Origin of the sequence: Paracoccus niistensis (assembly GCF_042432925.1) — a bacterium.
GTDB lineage: Bacteria > Pseudomonadota > Alphaproteobacteria > Rhodobacterales > Rhodobacteraceae > Paracoccus > Paracoccus niistensis.
The window spans coordinates 17,797-36,842 of sequence record NZ_JBHLWE010000008.1; the positions used below are offsets into that span (position 1 = coordinate 17,797).

The window sequence follows — 19,046 nt, forward strand, 5'->3', positions numbered from 1 at the left end:
GGCAGGGAACACCCGGCGCGCCGCGGTTGTTCCCTGTCGCGCCCGCAGCCGAAGGAGAGCCACGGATGGATGTCACCCTGACCGTCAACGGGACCCCCCATGTCCTGGAAATCGACGACCCGAGGGTCTCGCTTCTGGATGCGCTGCGGCAGCGGCTGGACCTGACGGGAACCAAGAAGGGCTGCGACCACGGGCAATGCGGGGCCTGCACGGTGATCGTGAACGGGCGGCGCATCAATTCCTGCCTGACGCTGGCGGTCATGCACGAGGGCGACGAGATCACCACCATCGAGGGGATCGGCACGCCCGGCGACCTCGCGCCGCTGCAGCAGGCCTTTATCCGGCATGACGGCTTCCAGTGCGGCTATTGCACGCCCGGCCAGATCATGTCCGCCACCGCCATGCTGGAGGAACTGCGCCAGGGCTGGCCCAGCCAGGTGACGGGCGACCTCGGCCAGCCCGACCTGACCGACGATGAGATCCGCGAGCGCATGTCGGGCAACCTTTGCCGCTGTTCCTGTTATCCCAACATCGTGGACGCGATCCGCGAGGTGGCAGAGGGGGGTGCGGCATGAAGGCCTTCGACTATGCCCGCGCGGCCACGCCCGCCGATGCGATCGGGACCGACGCGCGCATCATCGCGGGCGGCACGAACCTGCTGGACCTGATGAAGCTGCAGATCGAGACGCCCGCGCGGCTGATCGACATCAACCACGTCGGGCTGGACGGGGTCGAGCGTGACGGCGAGGGGCTGCGGGTGGGCGCGCTGGTGCGGAACTCGGACCTTGCCGCGCACCCGGCGGTGCGGCAGGACTGGCCGCTTCTGTCGCGCGCGATCCTGGCGGGCGCCAGCCCCCAGCTTCGCAACCGCGCCACCACCGGCGGCAACCTGATGCAGCGGACGCGCTGCTATTACTTCTATGACGTGGACGCGCCCTGCAACAAGCGCGTGCCGGGCTCGGGCTGCGGGGCCATCGGCGGGGTGAACCGCATCCACGCGATCCTCGGCGCCTCGGACCATTGCATCGCCACCTATCCCGGCGACATGGCCGTCGCGCTGAGCGCGCTGGACGCCGTGGTCGAGGTCGAGGGCCCCGGCGGCCGGCGCGAGATCCCGGCCACCGACTTCCACCGCCTGCCGGGCGACCGCCCCGACCTCGACACGGATCTGCAACCGGGCGAGATGATCCTGTCCGTGCGCCTGCCCGCGCCGCTTGGCGGGCGGCAGATCTATCGCAAGGTGCGCGACCGACGGTCCTATGCCTTCGCGCTGGTGTCCGTCGCCGCCGTCGTGACCATGCGCGCGGGCCGGATGGACACGGTGCGGCTGGCCTTCGGCAATGTCGCCCACAAGCCCTGGCGCGCGCCCGCGGCCGAGCGGATGCTGACGGGCCAGGCCCCCTCGCCCGAGCTGTTTGCCCGCGCGGCCGAGGCCGTGCTGGAAGGCGCACGCGGCCAGGGGCACAACGATTTCAAGATCCCGCTGCTGCGCCGCACGCTGGCCGCGGTGCTGGCCGAGGCCGTGGGGGAGACCGAGTGATGCCCGAACCGATCGAACTGAAGCTCGAACACCGGATGGACCTTCCCGACCAGGAGGACCTGCTGGACCGCATGGCGCAGGGCGTCATCAGCACGCCCATGGACCGCCCCGAAGGGCCGCTGAAGGTCAGCGGGACCGCAAGCTATGCCGACGAGGACCATCCCCCCGGCACCGCCTATGGCTGGTTCGTGCGCGCCAACATCGCCAAGGGCTGGGTCACGGGGCTGAACACGAAGGAACTGCAGGCCATGCCGGGCGTGCTGGCCGTGATCCGCGACGACCGCATGATCCGCAACCCGGCCCAGGGCGGGGACGCGAAGTCGCCCCATCAGGGCCCGGCCGAGATCTTCTACAAGGGCCAGCCCATCGCGCTGGTCGTGGCCGAAACCTTTGAACAGGCCCGCGACGCGGGCCTGGCCGCCCGCGCCGACTACAAGGACAGCAGCCACAAGGCCGTGATCCTTCCCGCGCAGGCGAAATACGAGGAGCCCAGGTCCAAGCAGTTCTCGCAGGGGAACCTGGACCGCGCGATGAAGAAGGCCGCCTTCTCGGTGGACGTGGAATACGACACGCCCTCGATGAGCCACGCCGCGATGGAGCCCCACGCCGCCGTCGCCTGGTGGGAGGACGGCCGCCTGACCCTGCGCGGCAGCTACCAGATGCTGAACAGCAACGCCCAGGAACTGGCCGACGCGCTGGGGGTCAACGTCAGGAAGGTCCGCATCCTGTCGCGCTATGTGGGTGGGGGCTTCGGCTCCAAGCTGGGGATCGGGCACGAGGGCGTGGGCGCCGCCATCGCCGCGCAGAAGCTGGGCCGTCCCGTCGCCATCGCGCTGCACCGCCGGCAGGTCTTCGAGGCCACCCACCGCCGCAGCGAGACGCGCCAGCGCGTGCGGCTGTGCTGCGACGCGGACGGCCATCTGACCGGCATCGGCCACGAGGCCTGGGTGTCGAACCTGCCCGGCGAGGACTTCAGCGAGCCGGTGACGCAGGCGACCTCGTTCACCTGGGCGGGCGAGAACCGCGAGATCGGCCATTACATCGGGCGGCTGAACCTGACCGGCGCGGGGTCCATGCGCGCGCCGGGCGAGGCCGTGGGCGTGCCCGTCACCGACGCGGCCATGGACGAGCTGGCCGAGGCCGCGGGCATCGACCCGGTCGAGTTCCGGCTGAGGAACATCCCCGAGACGGACCCCTCGACGGGCAAGCCCTTCAGCAGCAACCGGCTGGCCGACTGCATCCGGATCGGCGCGGAACGCTTCGGCTGGTCCGAGCGGCCCAGGGTGCCCGGCAGCCGCCGCGAGGGCGAATGGCTGATCGGCTTCGGGATGAGCGCGATCATCCGCGTCAACATGCTGGGCGATTCGACCGCGCGGGTGACGCTGCGCCCCGACGGCACAGCGCTGGTGGAAACCGACATGACCGACATCGGCACCGGCAGCTATTCGGTGCTGACCCAGATCGCGGCCGAGATGCTGGGCCTTCCGCCCGAGCGGGTGACGACCGTGCTGGGCGACAGCGACCTGCCGCCCTCCATCGGGTCGGGCGGCTCGCGCGGGGCGGCGTCCTCGGGCAGCTCGGTCATGCTGGCCGCCCGCGCGCTGCGGGGCAAGCTGGCCGAGCGGATGGGCTGCGACGAGGAGGAGCTAACCCTGAAGGACGGCACCGTCATCGCCGGGAACCGCCAGCGCGAGCTGACCGAGGTTCTGGCGGGCGACAGCCTGCAGGGCACCGGCACGATCCGCAAGGGCAAGGCCGAGGACGGGCACCGCCAGTCCTCCTGGGGGGCCGAGTTCTGCGAGGTCGCCGTCAGCAGCATCACGGGCGAGGTCCATGTCCGCCGCCTGTCGGGCGTCTTCGCCGCCGGGCGCATCCTGAACGCCAAGACCGCGCGATCGCAATGCATGGGTGGCATGATCTTCGGCATCGGCCAGGCCCTGCACGAAGAGGTCTTCCACGACGCCCGCGACGGCAGCTTCATGAACCGGGACCTGGCGGAATACCACATTCCCGTGAACCTCGACGTGCCGCAGATGGACATCGAGCTGCTGATGGACGACCGCGACCCCTTCGCCAATCCCATGCAGGCCAAGGGCATCGGCGAGCTTGCCCTGTGCGGCACGGCGGGCGCGATCGTGAACGCCATCGCCAACGCGACCGGGCACCGCTTCCGGTCCTTCCCGGTCACGCTGGACAAGGTGCTGGAAAAGCTGGGCTGACCCCTGTCAGCGGCGCAGGAAGGCTGCGACCGCGTTCAGTTCGGGTGCCGTGATCTCGTGGCCGCCGTCGTGCAGCGCAAGCTTAAGCGCGGCGCCCTGCGCCTTGAGCCAGCCCGCCAGCGCCTCGGTCTGCGGCAGGGGGCAGATCGGGTCGCGGCGGCCGGCGGTCACAAGCACCTGCCGGCCGGCCAGCCCCGGCTGGTCCGCGGGCGTCCAGGGGATCAGCGGGTGCATCAGCACCACGCGGTCGAACAGCTCGGGCGCCTCGAACAGGACGGCGGCCAGGATGTTCGCCCCGTTCGAATAGCCCATCGCATGGACGGGACGGCCGGGGTTCGCCTGCACATGGGCGCGCAGGAAGGCAGTCATCTGCCGGGTCCGGGCGCGCAGGTCCTCCATGTCATAGACGCCCTCGGCCCGGCGCCGGAAGAAGCGGCTGGCGCCATGTTCCGACACGTCCCCGCGCGGGGCGACGATCCCCGCTTCGGGCAGGATCTGCCCGATCAGGCCGGTGAACTGGTGTTCGTCCCCGCCGGTGCCGTGAAAGGCGAAGACCAGCGGCGCGCCCTCCGCCCCGGGCCGGGCAAGGTGGTGGTAAAGGTCGGTCGACATGGGGCTCAGTCCCTGATCTCGGGCAGCATCTGTTCCAGCCGGGGGCGCAGATGGGCGTGCTGGACCGGCAGCTTCAGCGCCTGGCCCAGATGCGCGGTATCCTCGTCGCGGTCGAAGCCGGGCTCGTTGGTCGCGATCTCGAACAGGACGCCCCCGGGGGTGCGGAAGTAGATCGCCCAGAAGTAGTCGCGGTCGATCACCGGGGTCACGTTGTAGCCCGTGTCCATCAGGGCGCGGCGGACGCGCAGCTGCGCTTCGCGGTTCTCGACGGCGAAGGCGACATGGTGGACCGATCCCGCGCCCTGGGCGGCAGGTCCGGCCACGGCCAGGGTTTCCACGTCGATGACATCGGCGCCGTTGCCGTCGATGGCGAAGCGGGTGATCCCGCCCTGCCGCTCCACCTCCTGATAGCCCATGAAGCGCAGCAGCTCGGCCGTGGCGCCGGCGTCGCGCAGCCGCAGGCTGACGCCGCGGAAGCCATGCACGCCCTGATCTGCAGGAACCGGGCCGCCCGTCCAGGGAGCGCGGGGGTCGTCCGCGACCTCGACCAGCGCGAAGCCGTCGCCGTCGGGCCCCTGGAAGCGCAGGCGCCTTTCGCCGAAGCGCTCCTCTTGCCCGAGGACACCCGCGCCCTGCGCCGCGAAGCGGTCCTTCCAGTAGTCAAGCGACCCTTGCGGGACCGAGAACAGGGTTTCCGACACCTCGCCCGTGCCGGGGCGGCCACGGCGGATATGCGGGAACGGGAAGTAGGTCATCACCGTGCCGGCCGAGCCCGTCTCATCCCCGTAATACAGGTGATAAACGTCCGGCGCGTCGAAGTTCACGGTCTTCTTGACCCGGCGCAGGCCGAGCGTCTTCGTGAAGAAGTCGTTGTTCTGCTGCGCATCCGCCGCCATCGAGGTGACGTGGTGCAGGCCCTTGATGTCGTTCAGCATGGCTGCCTCCGCAAGTGCATCGTTTCCCTTGGCCCCAAGATAAGGGCGCGGCGGGACGGGCAGAACGGCAGACAGCCGGCATTGATCATTGCGTTTTCCGCAATGATCCAGCGCTCAGAGGGGACGGGCCTCGCGGATATGTGCCTCGAAGAAGTCCGAGAAGGTGGCAACCTTCAGCGGCAGCCGCTCGTAGGGCGGATAATAGAGCGTGAGCCAGATCCCGGGCGCGGACCAGCCGGGCAGGATCTCGGCCAGACGCCCGGCGATCAGATCCTCTTCGACGATGAAGCGGGGCAGCAGGGCGATGCCTTCCCCATTCAGCACAAGCCGCGCCAGCACATCGCCATTGTTGGCGCTGAACCGCCCCGTCGCCCGGTGGCTGCGGCGCGAGGGTCCGCGGGACAGGTCCCACACCTCGTCGCGGGCGTCGGCGCGGTAGCCGAGGCAGGTGTGGCCCGCCAGATCGGCCGGGTCCTGGGGTGTGCCGTTGGCCGTCAGGTAGCCGGGCGCGGCGACCAGCACGCGGGGCACCGGGCTGATCTTGCGCCAGATGGTCGACTTGTCGTCCGGCGGACCCGAGATGCGGATGGCGAGGTCGTAATCCTCCTCGACGATGTCCACGAAGCTGTCCGACAGGTGCAGCGCCACATGCGTCTGCGGGTAGAGCGTGGCGAACTGCGACAGCACGTCGGGCAGCACCCGCATTCCCAGGGACATCGGCGCGCTGACGCGGATCAGCCCCGAGGCGATGCCCTGCGCCTCGCGCGTCTCCTGCGCGGCCTGGGCGAGCCCCTCGGCCAAGGGCGCCACGCGGGCGGCATAGACCGCCCCCGCCGAGGTCAGCGAGACCTGCCGCGTGGTCCGCACCAGAAGCTGCACGCCGAGCCGGTCCTCCAGCGCGGCGATAGTCCGGGTGACCGACGCCGGCGTCAGGCCAAGCTGCCGGGCGGCGCCCGCGAAGCTCTGCTGCTCGACAACGGCCAGGAAGACGCGGATGGATTCAAGCTCGCCCATGCGGGCATCGTTGCATCAGCCGGAACAATGGGCAACGTCGCCCCCTTCCGGCGGAAGGCTCCGGCCCCTGCCTCGCCCGACACCGGGGCGCCGAACGGGGAAGGCCTTTCATGCAGGCCCGTCCGTTCCGGCCGGGACAACGGCGCCTGCATGGCAGCCGCCTTGCAGGAAAGGCGCGCCGTCTTTCAGGCGGCCATCTCCTCCAGCGTCCGGCCGGCCTCCAGGGCGTCATGGACCCAACGGGGCCGGCGTCCCCGGCCGCTCCAGGTCTGTTCGGGATTGTCGGGATTCACATAGGCCGGCGGCCCGCTTGATTCGGCCTCGCCCGCCTTGCTCTTCGATCTGCCGGTCTGGCGATCGGAGATCAGTTCCGACAGCTTGAACCCGTGATCGCGGGCCGCCTGCTCCAGCGCCGACAGCGCCTGCTGCCGCTTCCGCGTCTCGTAATTCGAGATGGCACGATCCAGCTTCTTTCGCAGTTCCTTCAGCTCGCCGAGGTTCATTCTTTCCAGAACTTCAGACGAATCAGTCTTATCTTCCTTCCCATTCATCAGGTCAGTCTCCCCAAGTTTCTCCCGTCTCCTTTACGGGAGGATAATTCCGTGTCGTGGCCTCTATATTTGCCGGGTTTGTGCAAATTCAATATGAATGACCATGCAGTACTTGATAAAAATTAACGTGATTCTTTCGCTCCAGGCCGCTGGCTCACCGCCTGCCCTTGTCGCCGCGCGCGGGCTTTCCCAGTGGCCGATCCGGGCCCGGGGAAAAGGTCCTGCAGCGCGATCTCCTCCGCGTTACCGCCTTCCTTCCTCTCCGAAAGACTGTTCATCCTCTTGCGGATACAGGCGTGATTGCCGACCGCTCATGATCGCTGCTTAGCATGACTCGGGCAGGCTTGGGGTAGCCGGAATGTGACCTGAAGCTTCGCTCGGCAGATTTCAGCGCAATTGTTGCTCTGGCGCTTCTATTAAGGAGGCCCCGGCGGGCCGCGTTAATCATGCCCAAGGAAACGAACAGTCGTGAAATTCGATTTCACGAGGGAATGTCGGGTGGTCGATTCCGCCGATGTCCCTGAAAAGTCCGGAAAACCGGCGGCGCATCCGGGTGCTCCCCCGAATTGCGCCGGATTTCACGGGCAGCCTTCCCGTCCGGCGTCAGCAAAGGGAGGCTGCAGCGGCAATATGGCCCGCCGTCACTGCCCGGCGGCCAGCGTCACCGTGACCTCGGCCTCGCGACCCTCGCGCAGAAGGCCGAGCGCGACCGTCTCGCCCGCCCGCCGCTGGTCGAGGGCCGAGCGCAGGTCCTCGGAATCCTCGATCGCCGCGCCGTCAAGGGACCGGATCACGTCCCCCAGCGCCAGCCGCCCGTCGGGCGTGATCCGCGCGGGCCGCAGCCCGGCCGCGGCGGCGGGGCTGCCGGGCGTGACCTCCAGCACCATCACCCCTTCGATCCCGGCGCGCCTGAGCAGCGCGTCGCCGCGCGGGTCATGCGCGACGCCCAGAGTCGGCGGCGCATAGCGGCCCGTCGCGATCAGTTGCGGCACCACGCGGTTCACCGTGTCCACGGGCACCGCGAAGCCGATCCCCGCGCTTGACCCCGAGGGGCTGTAGATCGCCGTGTTGACCCCGATCAGCCGCCCCGCGCTGTCCAGCAGCGGCCCGCCCGAGTTGCCGGGGTTGATCGCCGCATCCGTCTGGACCAGCCCCCGGATCGCCCGGCCCCGCGCGCCCGGAAGTTCCCGGTCCAGGGCCGAGACGATGCCGGTGGTCAGCGTCCAGTCCAGCCCGAAGGGGTTGCCGATGGCAAGGACGCTCTGGCCCACGCGCAGGTCCTCGCTGACGCCCACGGCCAAGGGCAGCGGCGTTTCGGCGCCCGCGTCGATGCGCAGGACGGCCAGGTCGTGTTCCGGCGCGGCGCCCACCAGCCGGGCGGGATAGGCGCGGCCGTCGGCCAGCCGCACCAGCGCGCCGGTGGCGCCCTCGATGACGTGGTTGTTCGTCACCACGTGACCCTGCGCGTCCCAGATGAAGCCCGAGCCGCTGCCGCGCGGGACGTCATAAGCATTCCGCGTCCAGAAATCGACGACGCGGCTTTCGGTGGTGATCGAGACGACGCTGTCGCGGGCATTCTCGAAGATGGCGATGGTGGTCTGCTCGGCCCCCGTCAGATCCTCGCGGGGCGCGACGGCGCGGGGTTCGTCCACAGGGCCTCGAAGGGCCTGCTCCAGCAGGGGAAACCCGCGCCAGACCAGGATCACCAGGATCGCCGCAAGCGTCACCAGCGCGAGTTTCGGCAGAAAGCCGTCCTTGGTCATGCATCGCATCCTTCGCCGGGGTCCGGGGCCGCCACGCGGATCAGACCCCGAAGCGCGGCCGGGATCAACGGGGACCGGGGTCCCTGGGCGGGGCCTCGGGCGCGTGCTCGGGCGCGCCGACCAGCAGGGCGGTCTCGGGCAGGCGGACAAGCTGCAGATAGCGCTCGAACTGCACCAGCACGTCCGAGATGATCTGGTCGCGGGTCATGCCCATCAGGTCATAGCCCTGGCTGCCGTCGCTGAAGAAGGTGCGCGCCTCGAAGCGCAGCTCGGGGTCGGTGGCCTCGGGCAGGGTGAAGGCGGCGACCGCGCGGCTGGCCGGCTGCACGCCATAGACGAAGTCGCGGCTGTTGGGCGAGGGCACCTTCAGCACCGCCGCCTCCTCGTCATCCCCGAAGGTGACGGCGGCGTTCAGGCCCCGCCGCTTCAGCTCGGCCGCGACGGCGCGCAGGGCCGGCAGGACGGTGCGGGCGATATGCGCCTCGGCCTCGGCACGGGTCGGGGCGTCCAGCATCATGGCAAGCCGCCGTTCCCAGGACGGCCCGGCGGCAGGCTCGGCCCGCCGGGCGGCGAGGCTGCGGCCCATCTGGTACTGCGCCACGTCCGCCCGCATCCCCTTGGCCAGCCCCCAGATCAGCACCAGCATGATCAGCGTGAAGGGCAGGGCCGAGGCGATGGTCGCCGATTGCAGCGCGCCAAGACCCCCCGCCACCAGCAGGACGCCGGCGACCACGGCCTCCAGCGCGCACCAGAAGACCCTCTGCAGGGCCGAGGTGTCGGTGCGCCCGCCCGCCGCGATGGTGTCCACCACCAGCGAGCCCGAATCGCAGGAGGTCACGAAGAACACCGCGATCAGCGCCACGGCGAGGGCCGAGGTGACGGCAGGCAGCGGCAGGTATTCGAAGAACTGGAACAGCGCGACCGACATGTCGGCGGCGACCGCGGCGGACAGCGCCCCATCGGCAACGGTCGTGTCCAGAAACAGTGCCGTGTTCCCGAAGACCGTCATCCAGATGAAGGTGAAGCCCACCGGCACGCAGAGCACCGCCACCACGAATTCCCGCACCGTCCGCCCGCGCGAGATGCGGGCGATGAACATCCCCACGAAGGGCGACCAGGAAATCCACCAGGACCAGTAGAACAGCGTCCAGGCGTCGATCCAGGGCTTGGGCTCATAGGCATAGATGTTGAAGGTCCGCAGCAGGAAGCTGTCGAGGTAGAAGCCGATGTTCTGCACGAAGTCGCGCATCAGCAGCCCCGTCGGCCCTACCGCCAGCACGAAGAGCATCAGCAGGACCGCCATGACGAGGTTCAGCTCGCTGAGGATGCGGACGCCCTTGTCCACCCCCGTCACGACCGAGACCGTGGCCGCCGCGGTGACGATCGCGATCAGGGTCAGCTGCACCAGGACGTTGTTGGGGATGCCGAAAAGATGCTCGAGCCCCGCGTTGATCTGCAGCACGCCGAAGCCCATCGAGGTCGCGACCCCGAACAGCGTCCCGCAGATGGCGAAGATGTCCACGGCATGGCCGATGGGGCCGTTGATGCGTTCCTTCAGCAGCGGATAAAGGCCGGACCGGATCGTCAGCGGCAGGTTGTAGCGGTGGCCGAAATAGGCCAGCGACAGCCCGACCACGGCATAGATCGCCCAGGCGTGCAGCCCGTAGTGGAAGAAGGTCACGGTCATCGCCTGCCTCTGCGCGGCGACGGTCATGGGCTCGGCATCGGGCGGGGCCGCGTAATGGGTCATCGGCTCGCCCACGCCGAAATACATCAGCCCGATGCCCATGCCGGCGGCAAACAGCATCGCGCACCAGGACAGATAGGGGAAATCCGGCGTGGATTCGTCCGGCCCCAGCTTGATGTTGCCGTACCGGCTGGCCGCGAAGAAGACGACCGCCCCCAGGAAGACCGCCACGGCCAGCAGGTAGAGCCAGCCGAAGGAGGCCAGCGTCCAGCCCTGCACGGCGGCGAAGATGACCTCGGCCTGCCCCGGCAGGAAGGCGCCGACCGCCACAAACAGCCCCGTGAGCGCCACGGCGCCGATGAAGACGGGCGGGTTGATGATGAAGCGTTGCAAGAGTCCTTGGGCCTTCCCTGGCAGGTCTGTCTTGCCCGTTACAACGGCAGGGAGAGGATATGGTTCATGCTTCCGCGGCATGGCCGGTGCCCGCGGGGCGCCCGGCGACCGGGCCCGGGCGGGCGCTGGCGGTGTGCGACCCGCCGGCGGCCCTCTCCGGCAGGCACGTCCTCCGGAGCGGGAGCCTTCGAGACGATGGGCGCGGACGCGCGGAAGCCCTGACCGGGCATGGCGAGGGCCACCCTTTATCCCGCCACGCCCCGGCGTGCCGCCGTTCAGGAAGGCGACATCCGCGGCAGCCCCGGCAGCGGCAGTTCTTGCGGACCGCGCCGCCGGGCCGGGGTCAGCGGGGCGTCTCGATCCCCAGTTCGGCCGCCTTGGCGGCGTCGATCCGGCAGACGGCGGCCTTGGACAAGGTCGTGCCCTCGGCGGGGGCGGCGTCCCCGTCCAGCGCCTTCTGCGGGTTCTCGGCGGCGCTGGCGTCGGGCGCGGCGGCCTCGACCACCGGGGACAGGTCGCCGCTGGCGCCCGCCACCGCCGCGCCGGTCTGGTCGCCCGCCGAGGACGCGGCCTGCGTTTCGGCCAGCGCCTGCGTTCCCGAGGGGTCCGCGCTCGGGACCGGCTGCTCGGTGGGACCCACGCCCGAGGCGCGCTGCGTGTCCTCGGGCGAGGCCACGGGGGCAAGGTCGGTGGCATCCGCCGCGACCGAGGTCGCCGCCATGGTCGCCATCTGCGTGTCGAGCTCCTCCCATTGCTGAAGCAGTGTCTCGGCGCTGACGCCGCAGGCGCGGGCGGCCAGATCGACGGGCACCTCGACCACGGTGCCCTCGACCCCGATCCCGACGGTCCGGGGCGCACCCTGCGCCAAGGCGGCTCCGGCCAGCAGCGGCAGGGCAAGACAGGCGGCGACGGTCAGGCGATGTGACATGGCTGGAACTCCTCCCGGATGGATCTGCGCGAGACTGCGGACAGGGGCGCGACGGGACGGCCCCTGCCCGTGGACGGCGGCGGCGCGAGGGTGTCCCCGCCCGCGACCCTGATCCCGGAACCCGCACCGTCCGGGCGCGCACCGGGATGGGCGGCTGTCACAGGCTGTTCCCGAAGGCCGCCCGCAGCGCGTTCAGCGCCACGGCATCCGGGCCGCCCTCGCAGGAGGTCCGCATGGCGACCAGCCGGCGGTCGCCGCCCTCGTCACTGACGGAGACCTCGGTCCCCTCGGGGGTGACCTTGCCGCTTTCGTTCTCGCCCGCGACGACCTCGGGGGCGCCGGTGCCACCTTCGGTCCCGGCTTCGGGCGCCGCGGTTTCGGACACTCCGGCCCGTTCCGCGACGACCCGGCGCCCGGCGCCCGGCGCGGGCAGGGGCGTGTCCGGCAGGGGCTCGCCCGAGGCATGGGCCAGCATCGCCGCCTTGACCGCCACCTGGCCGCCCGCGTCAAGGGCCAGGAACTCGCGGCAGGTCATGGCCTCGAGCCGGGCCGCGGCATCGGGCGTGGCCTCCTGCGCAAGGGCCGGGGCCGCGATGCTGGCCGCCGCGACGACCGGGAACAGAAACCTCATCCTGAAACCCCTTCTGAGGGTGGTGGAAAGGACGGGGGGAACAGGCCCCCCGCTGCGTCACAGGTTGCCCGCGCCCATTTCGCGGGCGATGTGGTCGGCTTGGCGGATGGCCAGCGCCACGATGGTCAGGGTCGGGTTCTCGGCCGCTCCGGTCGTGAACTGCGAGCCGTCCGACACGAACAGGTTGGGGATGTCGTGGGTCTGCCCCCAGCGGTTCACCACCCCGTCGCGCGGGTTGTCCGACATCCGGTTCGTGCCGATGTTGTGGGTGGACGGATAGGGCGGCGTCGGCAGCGACCGCACGGCCCCCGCCGCCTTGTGGATCGCGATGCCGCGGGCATAGGCGTGGTCGCGCATGGCCACGTCGTTGGGGTGGTCGTCGTAATGGACCACCGGGGTCGGCAGCCCGAACTGGTCCACGACCGCCGGATCCACCGTCACCCGGTTGGTTTCCTGCGGCATGTCCTCGCCCACGATCCACATGCCGGCCATGTTCTCGTAGCCGTCCAGCGCGCTGGTGAACTCGCGCCCCCAGGCGCCGGGGTCGAGGAAGGCCGCCATGAAGGGCAGCCCCAGCGCCAGCGTTTCCAGTTCATACCCCGCGACGAAACCGCGCGAGGGGTCGTGGCGGGCCTCGTCCTGCACGATCCCGGCCATGGTGGTGCCGCGCCACATCCGCACGGGATGCTCGAAGATGCTGTAAACCGAGCCGGTGACATGGCGCATGTAGTTGCGCCCGACCTGCCCCGAGGAATTGGCCAACCCGTCGGGGAACATCGAGGACGCCGAGTTCAGCAGCAGCCGCGGGCTTTCGATGGTGTTGCCCGCCAGGCAGACGATCCGCGCGGCCTGCCGCTGTTCCACCCCGTCCTTGTCGAAGTAGACGACGCCCGTGACCTTTCCGCTGTCGTCATGCTCGATCCGGGCCGCGTGGCAGCGTTCGCGCACTTCCAGGTTGCCGGTCTCCTCGCCCAGGGGGATCTCGGTATAGGCGGTGGACCACTTGGCCCCCCACTTGCAGCCCTGGAAGCAGAAGCCCGTCTGCTGGCAGGCCTGTCGCCCGCCGTATTCGATCGAGTTGATCGCCATGCGGCCGGTGTGGACTTCCCTGTAGCCCACGTCCTTGGCGCCCTTTTCCATCACCAGGAAGTTGTTGTTGCCCGGCAGGCCCGGCAGGCCGTTGGTGCGCGTCACGCCCATCTTGGCCTCGGCCAGGGTGTACCAGGGGTCCATCTCGGCGGCGTCGATGGGCCAGTCGAGAAGGCTCGCGCCGTCCACCCGGCCATAGGTCGTCAGCGCCTTCCATTCATGGTCCTGGAAGCGCAGCGAGGCGCCCGCCCAGTGGGTCGTGGTGCCGCCCACCGCCTTGACGATCCAGGACGGCAGCCCCGCGAAGTCCCGCGACAGCCGGAAGCTGCCGTCCGACCGCCGGGTGTCCAGCCAGGCCAGTTGCGCGAAGCTGGCCCATTCGTCGTTGACGTAATCCTCGGGCAGGTAGCGGCCGCCCGCTTCCAGCGCCACGACGGAAATGCCCTTCTGCGCAAGCTCGTTGGCGAGCGTCCCGCCGCCCGCGCCGGTGCCGATGATGACGACCACGCTGTCGTCGGTGTTGCTGAACGGAGCAGCCATGGTCCGGTCCCTCCCTTACAGCCAGGCGATGTCGTTGAAGCCGCGGTCGATATAGCCGCCGTGGCTGAAGCTTTCCCCTTCATAGCCGAAAAGGGGCCAGATTTCCTTCTGGTTATAAAGGTCGGTGACCAGGCCCGCGCGGATCGTGCGGAAGAACTCGCCCTTCTCGATGCTGCGCAGGACGGCCACGCGCTCGGCCTCCCACAGGGCGCCGAGGTAGCCCGGATGGCCCTGTCCCTGCGCGGCGGCGTCCAGCGCGGCGATGCCCGCCTCGACCATGGGGGCCTTTTCGGCGGTGTCATAGCCCTTGACGGCGACGGCATAGCGGTCGTCGGGGATGCGGTCGTGGGGATAGATGTCGCGCGCCATCTGCACCAGCGTCGCCATGGTTTCGGGCTTCAGCGCCGTCACTTCCAGCGCCCAGGCGGCCCCGCGTTCCGTGACCCAGCTTGCGCCGACAAGAAGGCTGCCCCCTGCCGCGACGCTGCGCGCCAGAAGCTCGCGCCGGGTCATCCCGGCGCGGTTGATCCTGTTCATGTTGTTCCTCCCTTGGGTCCGGCCGCCTCCCTGCGGCCTTGCCTTCAGCGATAGCGGCCTTGCCGCTGCAGCACCTCGATCTGATAGCCGTCCGGGTCGGCGATGAAGAAGAAGCGGGCGATCACCTCGCCCGCGGGGGCGAAGTCCACCAGCTTGCGCGGGGCATAGCCCAGTTCCGTCAGCCGCGCGTGTTCCGGTTCCAGCTCGTCCACCACGAAGGCCAGGTGCCCGTAGCCGTCGCCCAGGTCATAGGGCTCGGTCCGGTCCTTGTTGATCGTCAGCTCAAGCTCGAAATCGGCTTCCGGGTTGCGCAGGTAGACCAGCGTGAAAGCCGGGAAATCCAGCCGCGTCTCGACCTTCAGCCCGAAGGCCCGGTCGTAGAACTCGACCGAGCGCGCCTCGTCCAGCACCCGGATCATCGAATGGATCGCCTTGGCCATCGTGCCCTTTTCCTTCTTCCGTTTCCCCAAGACTACAGCCTGCCCGGCGGGGCGGGCAGTAGCAGGTTACTACAGGTTCACGTTTCGGCCTATTCGGCCGCGGTGGCGAACGGGGTGTTCCGCGCCTGCTGCGTCTCGATCAGGCAGGCGCAGCGCAGAAGCGAGGCGAAGTTGCGCGTTTCCCCCTGGATGTCCTGCACCTCGTCATGCAGGCGCGAGATGAAGGCGGGCGTCGTCATGCCCTCGCGCGCGGCCATGCTGTCGAGGATGCGCCAGAAGCTGCGTTCCAGCCGGATGCTGGTGGAATGGCCGCTGAGCCTCAGTCGCCGGGTGACGGGTTCATAGCTTTCGGGACACTGGCCTGCGTAGACCTGACACATGGGGTCCCCCCTTGTTGTGACGCCCGGGTCCGATTCCCTTGCGCCGGGGCCTGAGCCTGAACTTGGCGCGGCTTTCCCGGTGGAGCAAGCCCGACGGCACGGGGGGCGCCGCCCGGGGCCGTCACTGCGCCAGCTGGTCCATCCCGGCCGTCAGGTGGACGATCAGCCCGCCCGGCTGCCAGTCGAACCCGATCCCGCCCCCAAGCTGGTCCGAGGCGGTCGCATGGGCAAGCTCGCTGCCGAAGCCCCGGCTGCTCGGCGGGGTGATCCCGGGGCCGCCGACCTCCTCGGCCCAGTCCAGCGACAGCTTGCCCTCCGACACCGTCCAGGTGACGGCAATGCGGCCCTCGGGGGTGGACAGCGCGCCATACTTGGCGGCGTTGGTCGCAAGCTCGTGGAAGATCAGCGCAAGGCCCACCGAGGCGCTTTCCCCCAGCGTGATGTCGGGGCCCTCGAAGGACATCCGCGGGTCGCCGGGCGCGCCGAGATGCGGCTGCACGATCTTCTCGATCAGCGCGCGCAGGGACGTGCTCTGCCCCTGCCCGACCTGGCCGCCCAGGGCCGAGCGGATGAGGTCATGCGCCCGCGCCAGCGCCGTCAGCCGGCCCCGCAGCGCCTCGGCCATCGCCGGGACCGAGGGCGCGCTGCGCGCCGTCATGGAAATCATCCCCAGCGCGATCGAGAACAGGTTCTTCACCCGGTGGTCCATCTCGCGCAGCAGAAGCTGGCGCTTTCCTTCCGCTTCCTTCAGGTCGTGGATGTCGGTGCAGGTGCCGAACCAGCGCGTGATCGCCTCGTCCTCGCCGCGCACGCAATGCGCCCGCCCGACGACCCAGCGGTAGCGCCCCGAACGGTGCCGCAGCCGGTATTCGATGTGATACGGCTCGCCCGTCGCGACGCTGTGCATCCAGGCCGCGCGGGCGCGTTCCTGGTCGTCGGGGTGGAACACGTCCTTCCAGCCGCTGCCATCGGTCGAGCCCGGCGCCGCGCCCGTGAAGTCATACCAGCGGTCGTTGAAATAGTCGTGGTCGCCGTTGGGCAGGGCCGACCAGATCATCTGGTCGATCGAGTTCACAATCGCCTCGTATTTCGCCTCGCTTTCGCGCAGGGCGGCCTCGGCGCGCAGGACGTCGGTCACGTCCGTCGCCTGGACGAAGATCCCCTGCCCCAGGTCGCCGGGGTCCGCCAGCGGCTGGTAGACGAAGTCCACGATGCGTTCCTGCGGCGCCTCGCCCCCGAGGCCCTGGAAGATCACGGGGATCGCGCGGCCGACATAAGGCACGCCCGTGGCATAGACGCGGTCGAGCAGGTCCAGGAAGCCCTGCGGGACAAGCTCGGGCAAGGCATCGGCGACCCGCTTCCCTTCGAGGTTCGTCTTGCCCACCAGCCGCTCGAAGGGGGCGTTGACGACCTCGAAGACATGCGACGGGCCGCGCAGGATGGCGTTCACGCTGGGGGCCTGGGCGAAAAGCCGCCCCAGCCGCTCGATCTCGGCCTCGGCCTTGCGGCGGGCGACGATCCCCTCGGTCGTCTCGTGGCCCTGGTTGAAGACGCCGACAACGGTTCCGTCCTCGTCGCGGATGGGCGTGAAGCTGTAGTTCCAGTAGGTTTCCTGCTGCACGCCGCCGCGCATGATCGGCAGCATCTGGTCGAAGGCGGAAAAGCCCTCGCCGGTTTCCATCACCCGCGCGAGCTGCGGTCCCACGACGTCCCAGATGTCGGACCAGACCTCGGCCGCCGGCTGGCCGAGACAGGCCGGGTGGCGCTCGCCCGGGATCGGCGACCAGGCGTCGTTGTAAAGCAGGCGAAGGTCGCGGCCCCAGTAGATCGCGGTCGGAAAACTGGAATCCAGGCAGATCGACAGCGCCAGCCGCAGCACCTGCGGCCATGCGTCGATCGGGCCAAGGGGCGTGCCGGACCAGTCGCGGGACCGGATGCGCCCGCCAAGTTCGCCGCCGCCCGGAAGGAAGCCCGGGGACCGGACGTCGTTATCTCGTTTCATCCAGTCCGCCATCATGGGGTTCCCCCTGCCCGAGACCGGGCGATACGCGGGCGAGGGGATCTTGTCGATATCCGGGACCGTTCGCGCTTTTCCCCGGATCGAAAATGAAGAACCCCGGCAATGAAATGAGCTCCGATCCAATCGCAACTGTCTGCGGAAGCCCGCGCCGGAAAACCGCCCTGCTTTCCGGCGACTATGCCGCGCCGCAGCCGTAACCAGAATCCGGCAAAAGCGGAACCGATCAAATGTTATCCGGCAGAAAGAAAGGCGGAAGGCCGCCCGAAGCGGCTCAGCGGCGGCGGCGCATCCGGTGGGCGATGCTCAGCAGGTGGCCTTCCATTGCGCGGGCGGCGCCGGCGCTGTCATGGGCCGAGATGCGGTCCACGAGCGCCTGGTGCTGCCGGCCCAGTTCCCGGATGCGCTCGGCGTCCAGCCGGTCGCCCCGCCAGGCGGCCCAGTCGGATTGTTCGCGGATGGACCGGATCTGGTCGTAGACGCGCAGGAACAGGGGGTTGCGCGCCAGTTCGGCGATGCGGAAATGGAAGATCGCGTCGGCGATCTCGTAGCCCTCGGGGCTGCGGGCGGTCAGGGTGTTGGCCATGAGGTCGCGCAGGGCGCGGGCGTCCTCGGCCGTGGCGCGTTCGGCGGCAAGCGCCGCCAGCGCCGGCTCGACCTCCATCCGCACCTCCATCACGTCGCCGGGGGTGACGCTGCGGGCGAGGCTTTTCAGCCCCGTCCCCGGCACCGGCGGCGGCACCGTGAAGGTGCCCAGGCCGTGGCGGCGGAACAGAAGCCCGTCGCCTTCCAGCACCGCCAGCGCCCGGCGCAGCCGCGTGCGGCCCACGCCGAAGCGCGCGGCCAGGTCGCGCTCGGGCGGGATGCGGCCTTCCTCGTCGGCGATGCGGGGCAGTTCGGCCCGCAGCATCGCCTCAAGCGGGGTAGCGGTATCCGTGTCAGGCGCCGGCAAGGTCGATCCACATCCTGATCGAGGTCAGCAGCAGGAAGATCCCGAAGGCCATCCGCAGCTTACGCCGGTCGATGCTGTGCGCAAGCCTGACGCCATAGCCCGCAAGCCAGGTGGACAGCGGGATGATGACGGCGGCCAGATACAGGTTGACGTAACCCAGCGACAACGGCGGCAGCCCCTCCTGCCCCAGGCCCGTCATGGCATAGATCACCGCGCCCGGCAGGCCGATGACAAAGCCGATGGCGGCCGAGGTGCCCACCGCGCGGCGGATGTCGTAGCCTAGGAAGTTCAGCAGCGGCACGCAGACGGTGCCGCCCCCGATCCCCATCATGGCCGAGACCGCGCCCGCGAAGACGCCGAAGCCGGCCCAGGCGGCGGCGGGGAAGCTGCGCGGCTCGACATTGCCCGAGGGTTTCCGCAGGATCATGTCCAGCGCCACGAACAGCGCAATGGTGGCGAAGACCGCGACCAGCACCCAGCCCGAGACATAGCCGCCCACCAGCGAGCCCAGGATCACGCCGACGATGATCCAGGGCACCCAGCGCCGCAGCAGGGCCGTGTCGATGGCCCCCCGGCGGTGATGCCCGATCCCCGAGGACAGCGAGGTGAAGACAATGGTGGACAGCGACGTCCCCACCGCCACCTGCATCGTCAGCGCCGGGTCCATCCCCGTCAGCGACAGCGCGAAATACAGCGCCGGGACGATCACGATCCCGCCGCCCACGCCCAGAAGCCCGGCGATCACGCCGCCAAAGGCCCCCGCCGCCAGCGCGATCAGCGTCAGTTCGATCAGCGCCTGCGTTTCCATGCCGCCCATC

The 19,046-nt window shown here is 69.7% G+C and carries 18 protein-coding genes; 3 read left to right on the forward strand and 15 right to left on the reverse strand.

Annotation, left to right across the window (positions count from 1 at the left end; all coding sequences use genetic code 11):
• The first annotated feature begins 65 nt into the window (after positions 1-65).
• Genes ACFFII_RS02285 through ACFFII_RS02295 form a run of 3 tightly spaced genes read left to right on the forward strand, consistent with a single transcriptional unit; the run spans position 66 to position 3,759 of the window.
• Positions 66-575, forward strand: coding sequence for a 2Fe-2S iron-sulfur cluster-binding protein (locus tag ACFFII_RS02285; protein ID WP_377697267.1), 510 nt, complete (start codon positions 66-68; stop codon positions 573-575).
• The gene (locus ACFFII_RS02290) at positions 572-1,540 is read left to right on the forward strand and encodes an FAD binding domain-containing protein (protein WP_377697268.1); all 969 of its coding nucleotides are present in this window, start codon (positions 572-574) and stop codon (positions 1,538-1,540) included. Before ACFFII_RS02285 ends, ACFFII_RS02290 begins: the two co-directional genes overlap by 4 nt.
• Complete coding sequence (locus tag ACFFII_RS02295) at positions 1,540-3,759, forward strand: xanthine dehydrogenase family protein molybdopterin-binding subunit (protein ID WP_377697269.1); 2,220 nt, start codon at positions 1,540-1,542, stop codon at positions 3,757-3,759. The genes ACFFII_RS02290 and ACFFII_RS02295 overlap by 1 nt, the downstream gene beginning before the upstream one ends.
• A gap of 6 nt (positions 3,760-3,765) precedes the next feature.
• On the opposite strand, the gene ACFFII_RS02300 is transcribed toward ACFFII_RS02295, so the two are convergent.
• From ACFFII_RS02300 to ACFFII_RS02370, 15 genes are all read right to left on the reverse strand, one after another.
• Positions 3,766-4,371, reverse strand: coding sequence for an alpha/beta hydrolase (locus tag ACFFII_RS02300; protein ID WP_377697270.1), 606 nt, complete (start codon positions 4,369-4,371; stop codon positions 3,766-3,768).
• A 5-nt stretch (positions 4,372-4,376) separates the two neighbouring features.
• Complete coding sequence (locus tag ACFFII_RS02305; protein ID WP_377697272.1) at positions 4,377-5,306, reverse strand: VOC family protein; 930 nt, start codon at positions 5,304-5,306, stop codon at positions 4,377-4,379.
• Positions 5,307-5,420: 114 nt separating this feature from the next.
• A complete protein-coding gene (locus ACFFII_RS02310) occupies positions 5,421-6,320 on the reverse strand; it encodes a LysR family transcriptional regulator (RefSeq protein ID WP_377697273.1) in 900 nt (299 codons plus the stop codon).
• A 185-nt stretch (positions 6,321-6,505) separates the two neighbouring features.
• Positions 6,506-6,871, reverse strand: coding sequence for an H-NS histone family protein (locus ACFFII_RS02315; protein WP_377697274.1), 366 nt, complete (start codon positions 6,869-6,871; stop codon positions 6,506-6,508).
• 641 nt (positions 6,872-7,512) lie between these two features.
• Complete coding sequence (locus ACFFII_RS02320; RefSeq protein ID WP_377697275.1) at positions 7,513-8,634, reverse strand: S1C family serine protease; 1,122 nt, start codon at positions 8,632-8,634, stop codon at positions 7,513-7,515.
• A 64-nt stretch (positions 8,635-8,698) separates the two neighbouring features.
• The gene (locus tag ACFFII_RS02325) at positions 8,699-10,714 is read right to left on the reverse strand and encodes a BCCT family transporter (protein ID WP_377697276.1); all 2,016 of its coding nucleotides are present in this window, start codon (positions 10,712-10,714) and stop codon (positions 8,699-8,701) included.
• Positions 10,715-11,057: 343 nt separating this feature from the next.
• Entirely contained in the window at positions 11,058-11,642 is a 585-nt protein-coding gene (locus tag ACFFII_RS02330) for a hypothetical protein (RefSeq protein WP_377697277.1), read from the reverse strand.
• Positions 11,643-11,799: 157 nt separating this feature from the next.
• The gene (locus ACFFII_RS02335) at positions 11,800-12,273 is read right to left on the reverse strand and encodes an HdeA/HdeB family chaperone (RefSeq protein ID WP_377697278.1); all 474 of its coding nucleotides are present in this window, start codon (positions 12,271-12,273) and stop codon (positions 11,800-11,802) included.
• A gap of 57 nt (positions 12,274-12,330) precedes the next feature.
• Positions 12,331-13,902 (reverse strand): GMC family oxidoreductase, encoded by a 1,572-nt coding sequence (locus tag ACFFII_RS02340; RefSeq protein ID WP_377697279.1) that lies wholly within the window; start codon positions 13,900-13,902, stop codon positions 12,331-12,333.
• Positions 13,903-13,917: 15 nt separating this feature from the next.
• Positions 13,918-14,439 (reverse strand): Twin-arginine translocation pathway signal, encoded by a 522-nt coding sequence (locus ACFFII_RS02345; protein ID WP_377697280.1) that lies wholly within the window; start codon positions 14,437-14,439, stop codon positions 13,918-13,920.
• Positions 14,440-14,483: 44 nt separating this feature from the next.
• Positions 14,484-14,879, reverse strand: coding sequence for a VOC family protein (locus ACFFII_RS02350; RefSeq protein WP_090756782.1), 396 nt, complete (start codon positions 14,877-14,879; stop codon positions 14,484-14,486).
• Positions 14,880-14,968: 89 nt separating this feature from the next.
• The gene (locus ACFFII_RS02355; protein ID WP_090756781.1) at positions 14,969-15,259 is read right to left on the reverse strand and encodes a ribbon-helix-helix domain-containing protein; all 291 of its coding nucleotides are present in this window, start codon (positions 15,257-15,259) and stop codon (positions 14,969-14,971) included.
• A 121-nt stretch (positions 15,260-15,380) separates the two neighbouring features.
• Positions 15,381-17,276 (reverse strand): PAS domain-containing HWE histidine kinase family protein, encoded by a 1,896-nt coding sequence (locus ACFFII_RS02360; protein WP_377697281.1) that lies wholly within the window; start codon positions 17,274-17,276, stop codon positions 15,381-15,383.
• 274 nt (positions 17,277-17,550) lie between these two features.
• The gene (locus ACFFII_RS02365; RefSeq protein ID WP_377697282.1) at positions 17,551-18,228 is read right to left on the reverse strand and encodes a FadR/GntR family transcriptional regulator; all 678 of its coding nucleotides are present in this window, start codon (positions 18,226-18,228) and stop codon (positions 17,551-17,553) included.
• Positions 18,215-19,045, reverse strand: a complete 831-nt coding sequence (locus ACFFII_RS02370) for a sulfite exporter TauE/SafE family protein (protein ID WP_377697333.1) — start codon at positions 19,043-19,045, stop codon at positions 18,215-18,217. Before ACFFII_RS02370 ends, ACFFII_RS02365 begins: the two co-directional genes overlap by 14 nt.
• Position 19,046: the final 1 nt, after the last annotated feature.

Coding starts and splice junctions, on each gene's coding strand:
- ACFFII_RS02350 (WP_090756782.1), bottom strand. CDS start 14,879: ATGGCCAAGGCGATCCATTCGATGATCCGGGTGCTGGACGAGGCGCGC.
- ACFFII_RS02335 (WP_377697278.1), bottom strand. CDS start 12,273: ATGAGGTTTCTGTTCCCGGTCGTCGCGGCGGCCAGCATCGCGGCCCCG.
- ACFFII_RS02340 (WP_377697279.1), bottom strand. CDS start 13,902: ATGGCTGCTCCGTTCAGCAACACCGACGACAGCGTGGTCGTCATCATC.
- ACFFII_RS02285 (WP_377697267.1), top strand. CDS start 66: ATGGATGTCACCCTGACCGTCAACGGGACCCCCCATGTCCTGGAAATC.
- ACFFII_RS02320 (WP_377697275.1), bottom strand. CDS start 8,634: ATGACCAAGGACGGCTTTCTGCCGAAACTCGCGCTGGTGACGCTTGCG.
- ACFFII_RS02330 (WP_377697277.1), bottom strand. CDS start 11,642: ATGTCACATCGCCTGACCGTCGCCGCCTGTCTTGCCCTGCCGCTGCTG.
- ACFFII_RS02345 (WP_377697280.1), bottom strand. CDS start 14,439: ATGAACAGGATCAACCGCGCCGGGATGACCCGGCGCGAGCTTCTGGCG.
- ACFFII_RS02370 (WP_377697333.1), bottom strand. CDS start 19,045: ATGGGCGGCATGGAAACGCAGGCGCTGATCGAACTGACGCTGATCGCG.
- ACFFII_RS02355 (WP_090756781.1), bottom strand. CDS start 15,259: ATGTGTCAGGTCTACGCAGGCCAGTGTCCCGAAAGCTATGAACCCGTC.
- ACFFII_RS02300 (WP_377697270.1), bottom strand. CDS start 4,371: ATGTCGACCGACCTTTACCACCACCTTGCCCGGCCCGGGGCGGAGGGC.
- ACFFII_RS02310 (WP_377697273.1), bottom strand. CDS start 6,320: ATGGGCGAGCTTGAATCCATCCGCGTCTTCCTGGCCGTTGTCGAGCAG.
- ACFFII_RS02305 (WP_377697272.1), bottom strand. CDS start 5,306: ATGCTGAACGACATCAAGGGCCTGCACCACGTCACCTCGATGGCGGCG.
- ACFFII_RS02295 (WP_377697269.1), top strand. CDS start 1,540: ATGCCCGAACCGATCGAACTGAAGCTCGAACACCGGATGGACCTTCCC.
- ACFFII_RS02360 (WP_377697281.1), bottom strand. CDS start 17,276: ATGATGGCGGACTGGATGAAACGAGATAACGACGTCCGGTCCCCGGGC.
- ACFFII_RS02290 (WP_377697268.1), top strand. CDS start 572: ATGAAGGCCTTCGACTATGCCCGCGCGGCCACGCCCGCCGATGCGATC.
- ACFFII_RS02315 (WP_377697274.1), bottom strand. CDS start 6,871: ATGAATGGGAAGGAAGATAAGACTGATTCGTCTGAAGTTCTGGAAAGA.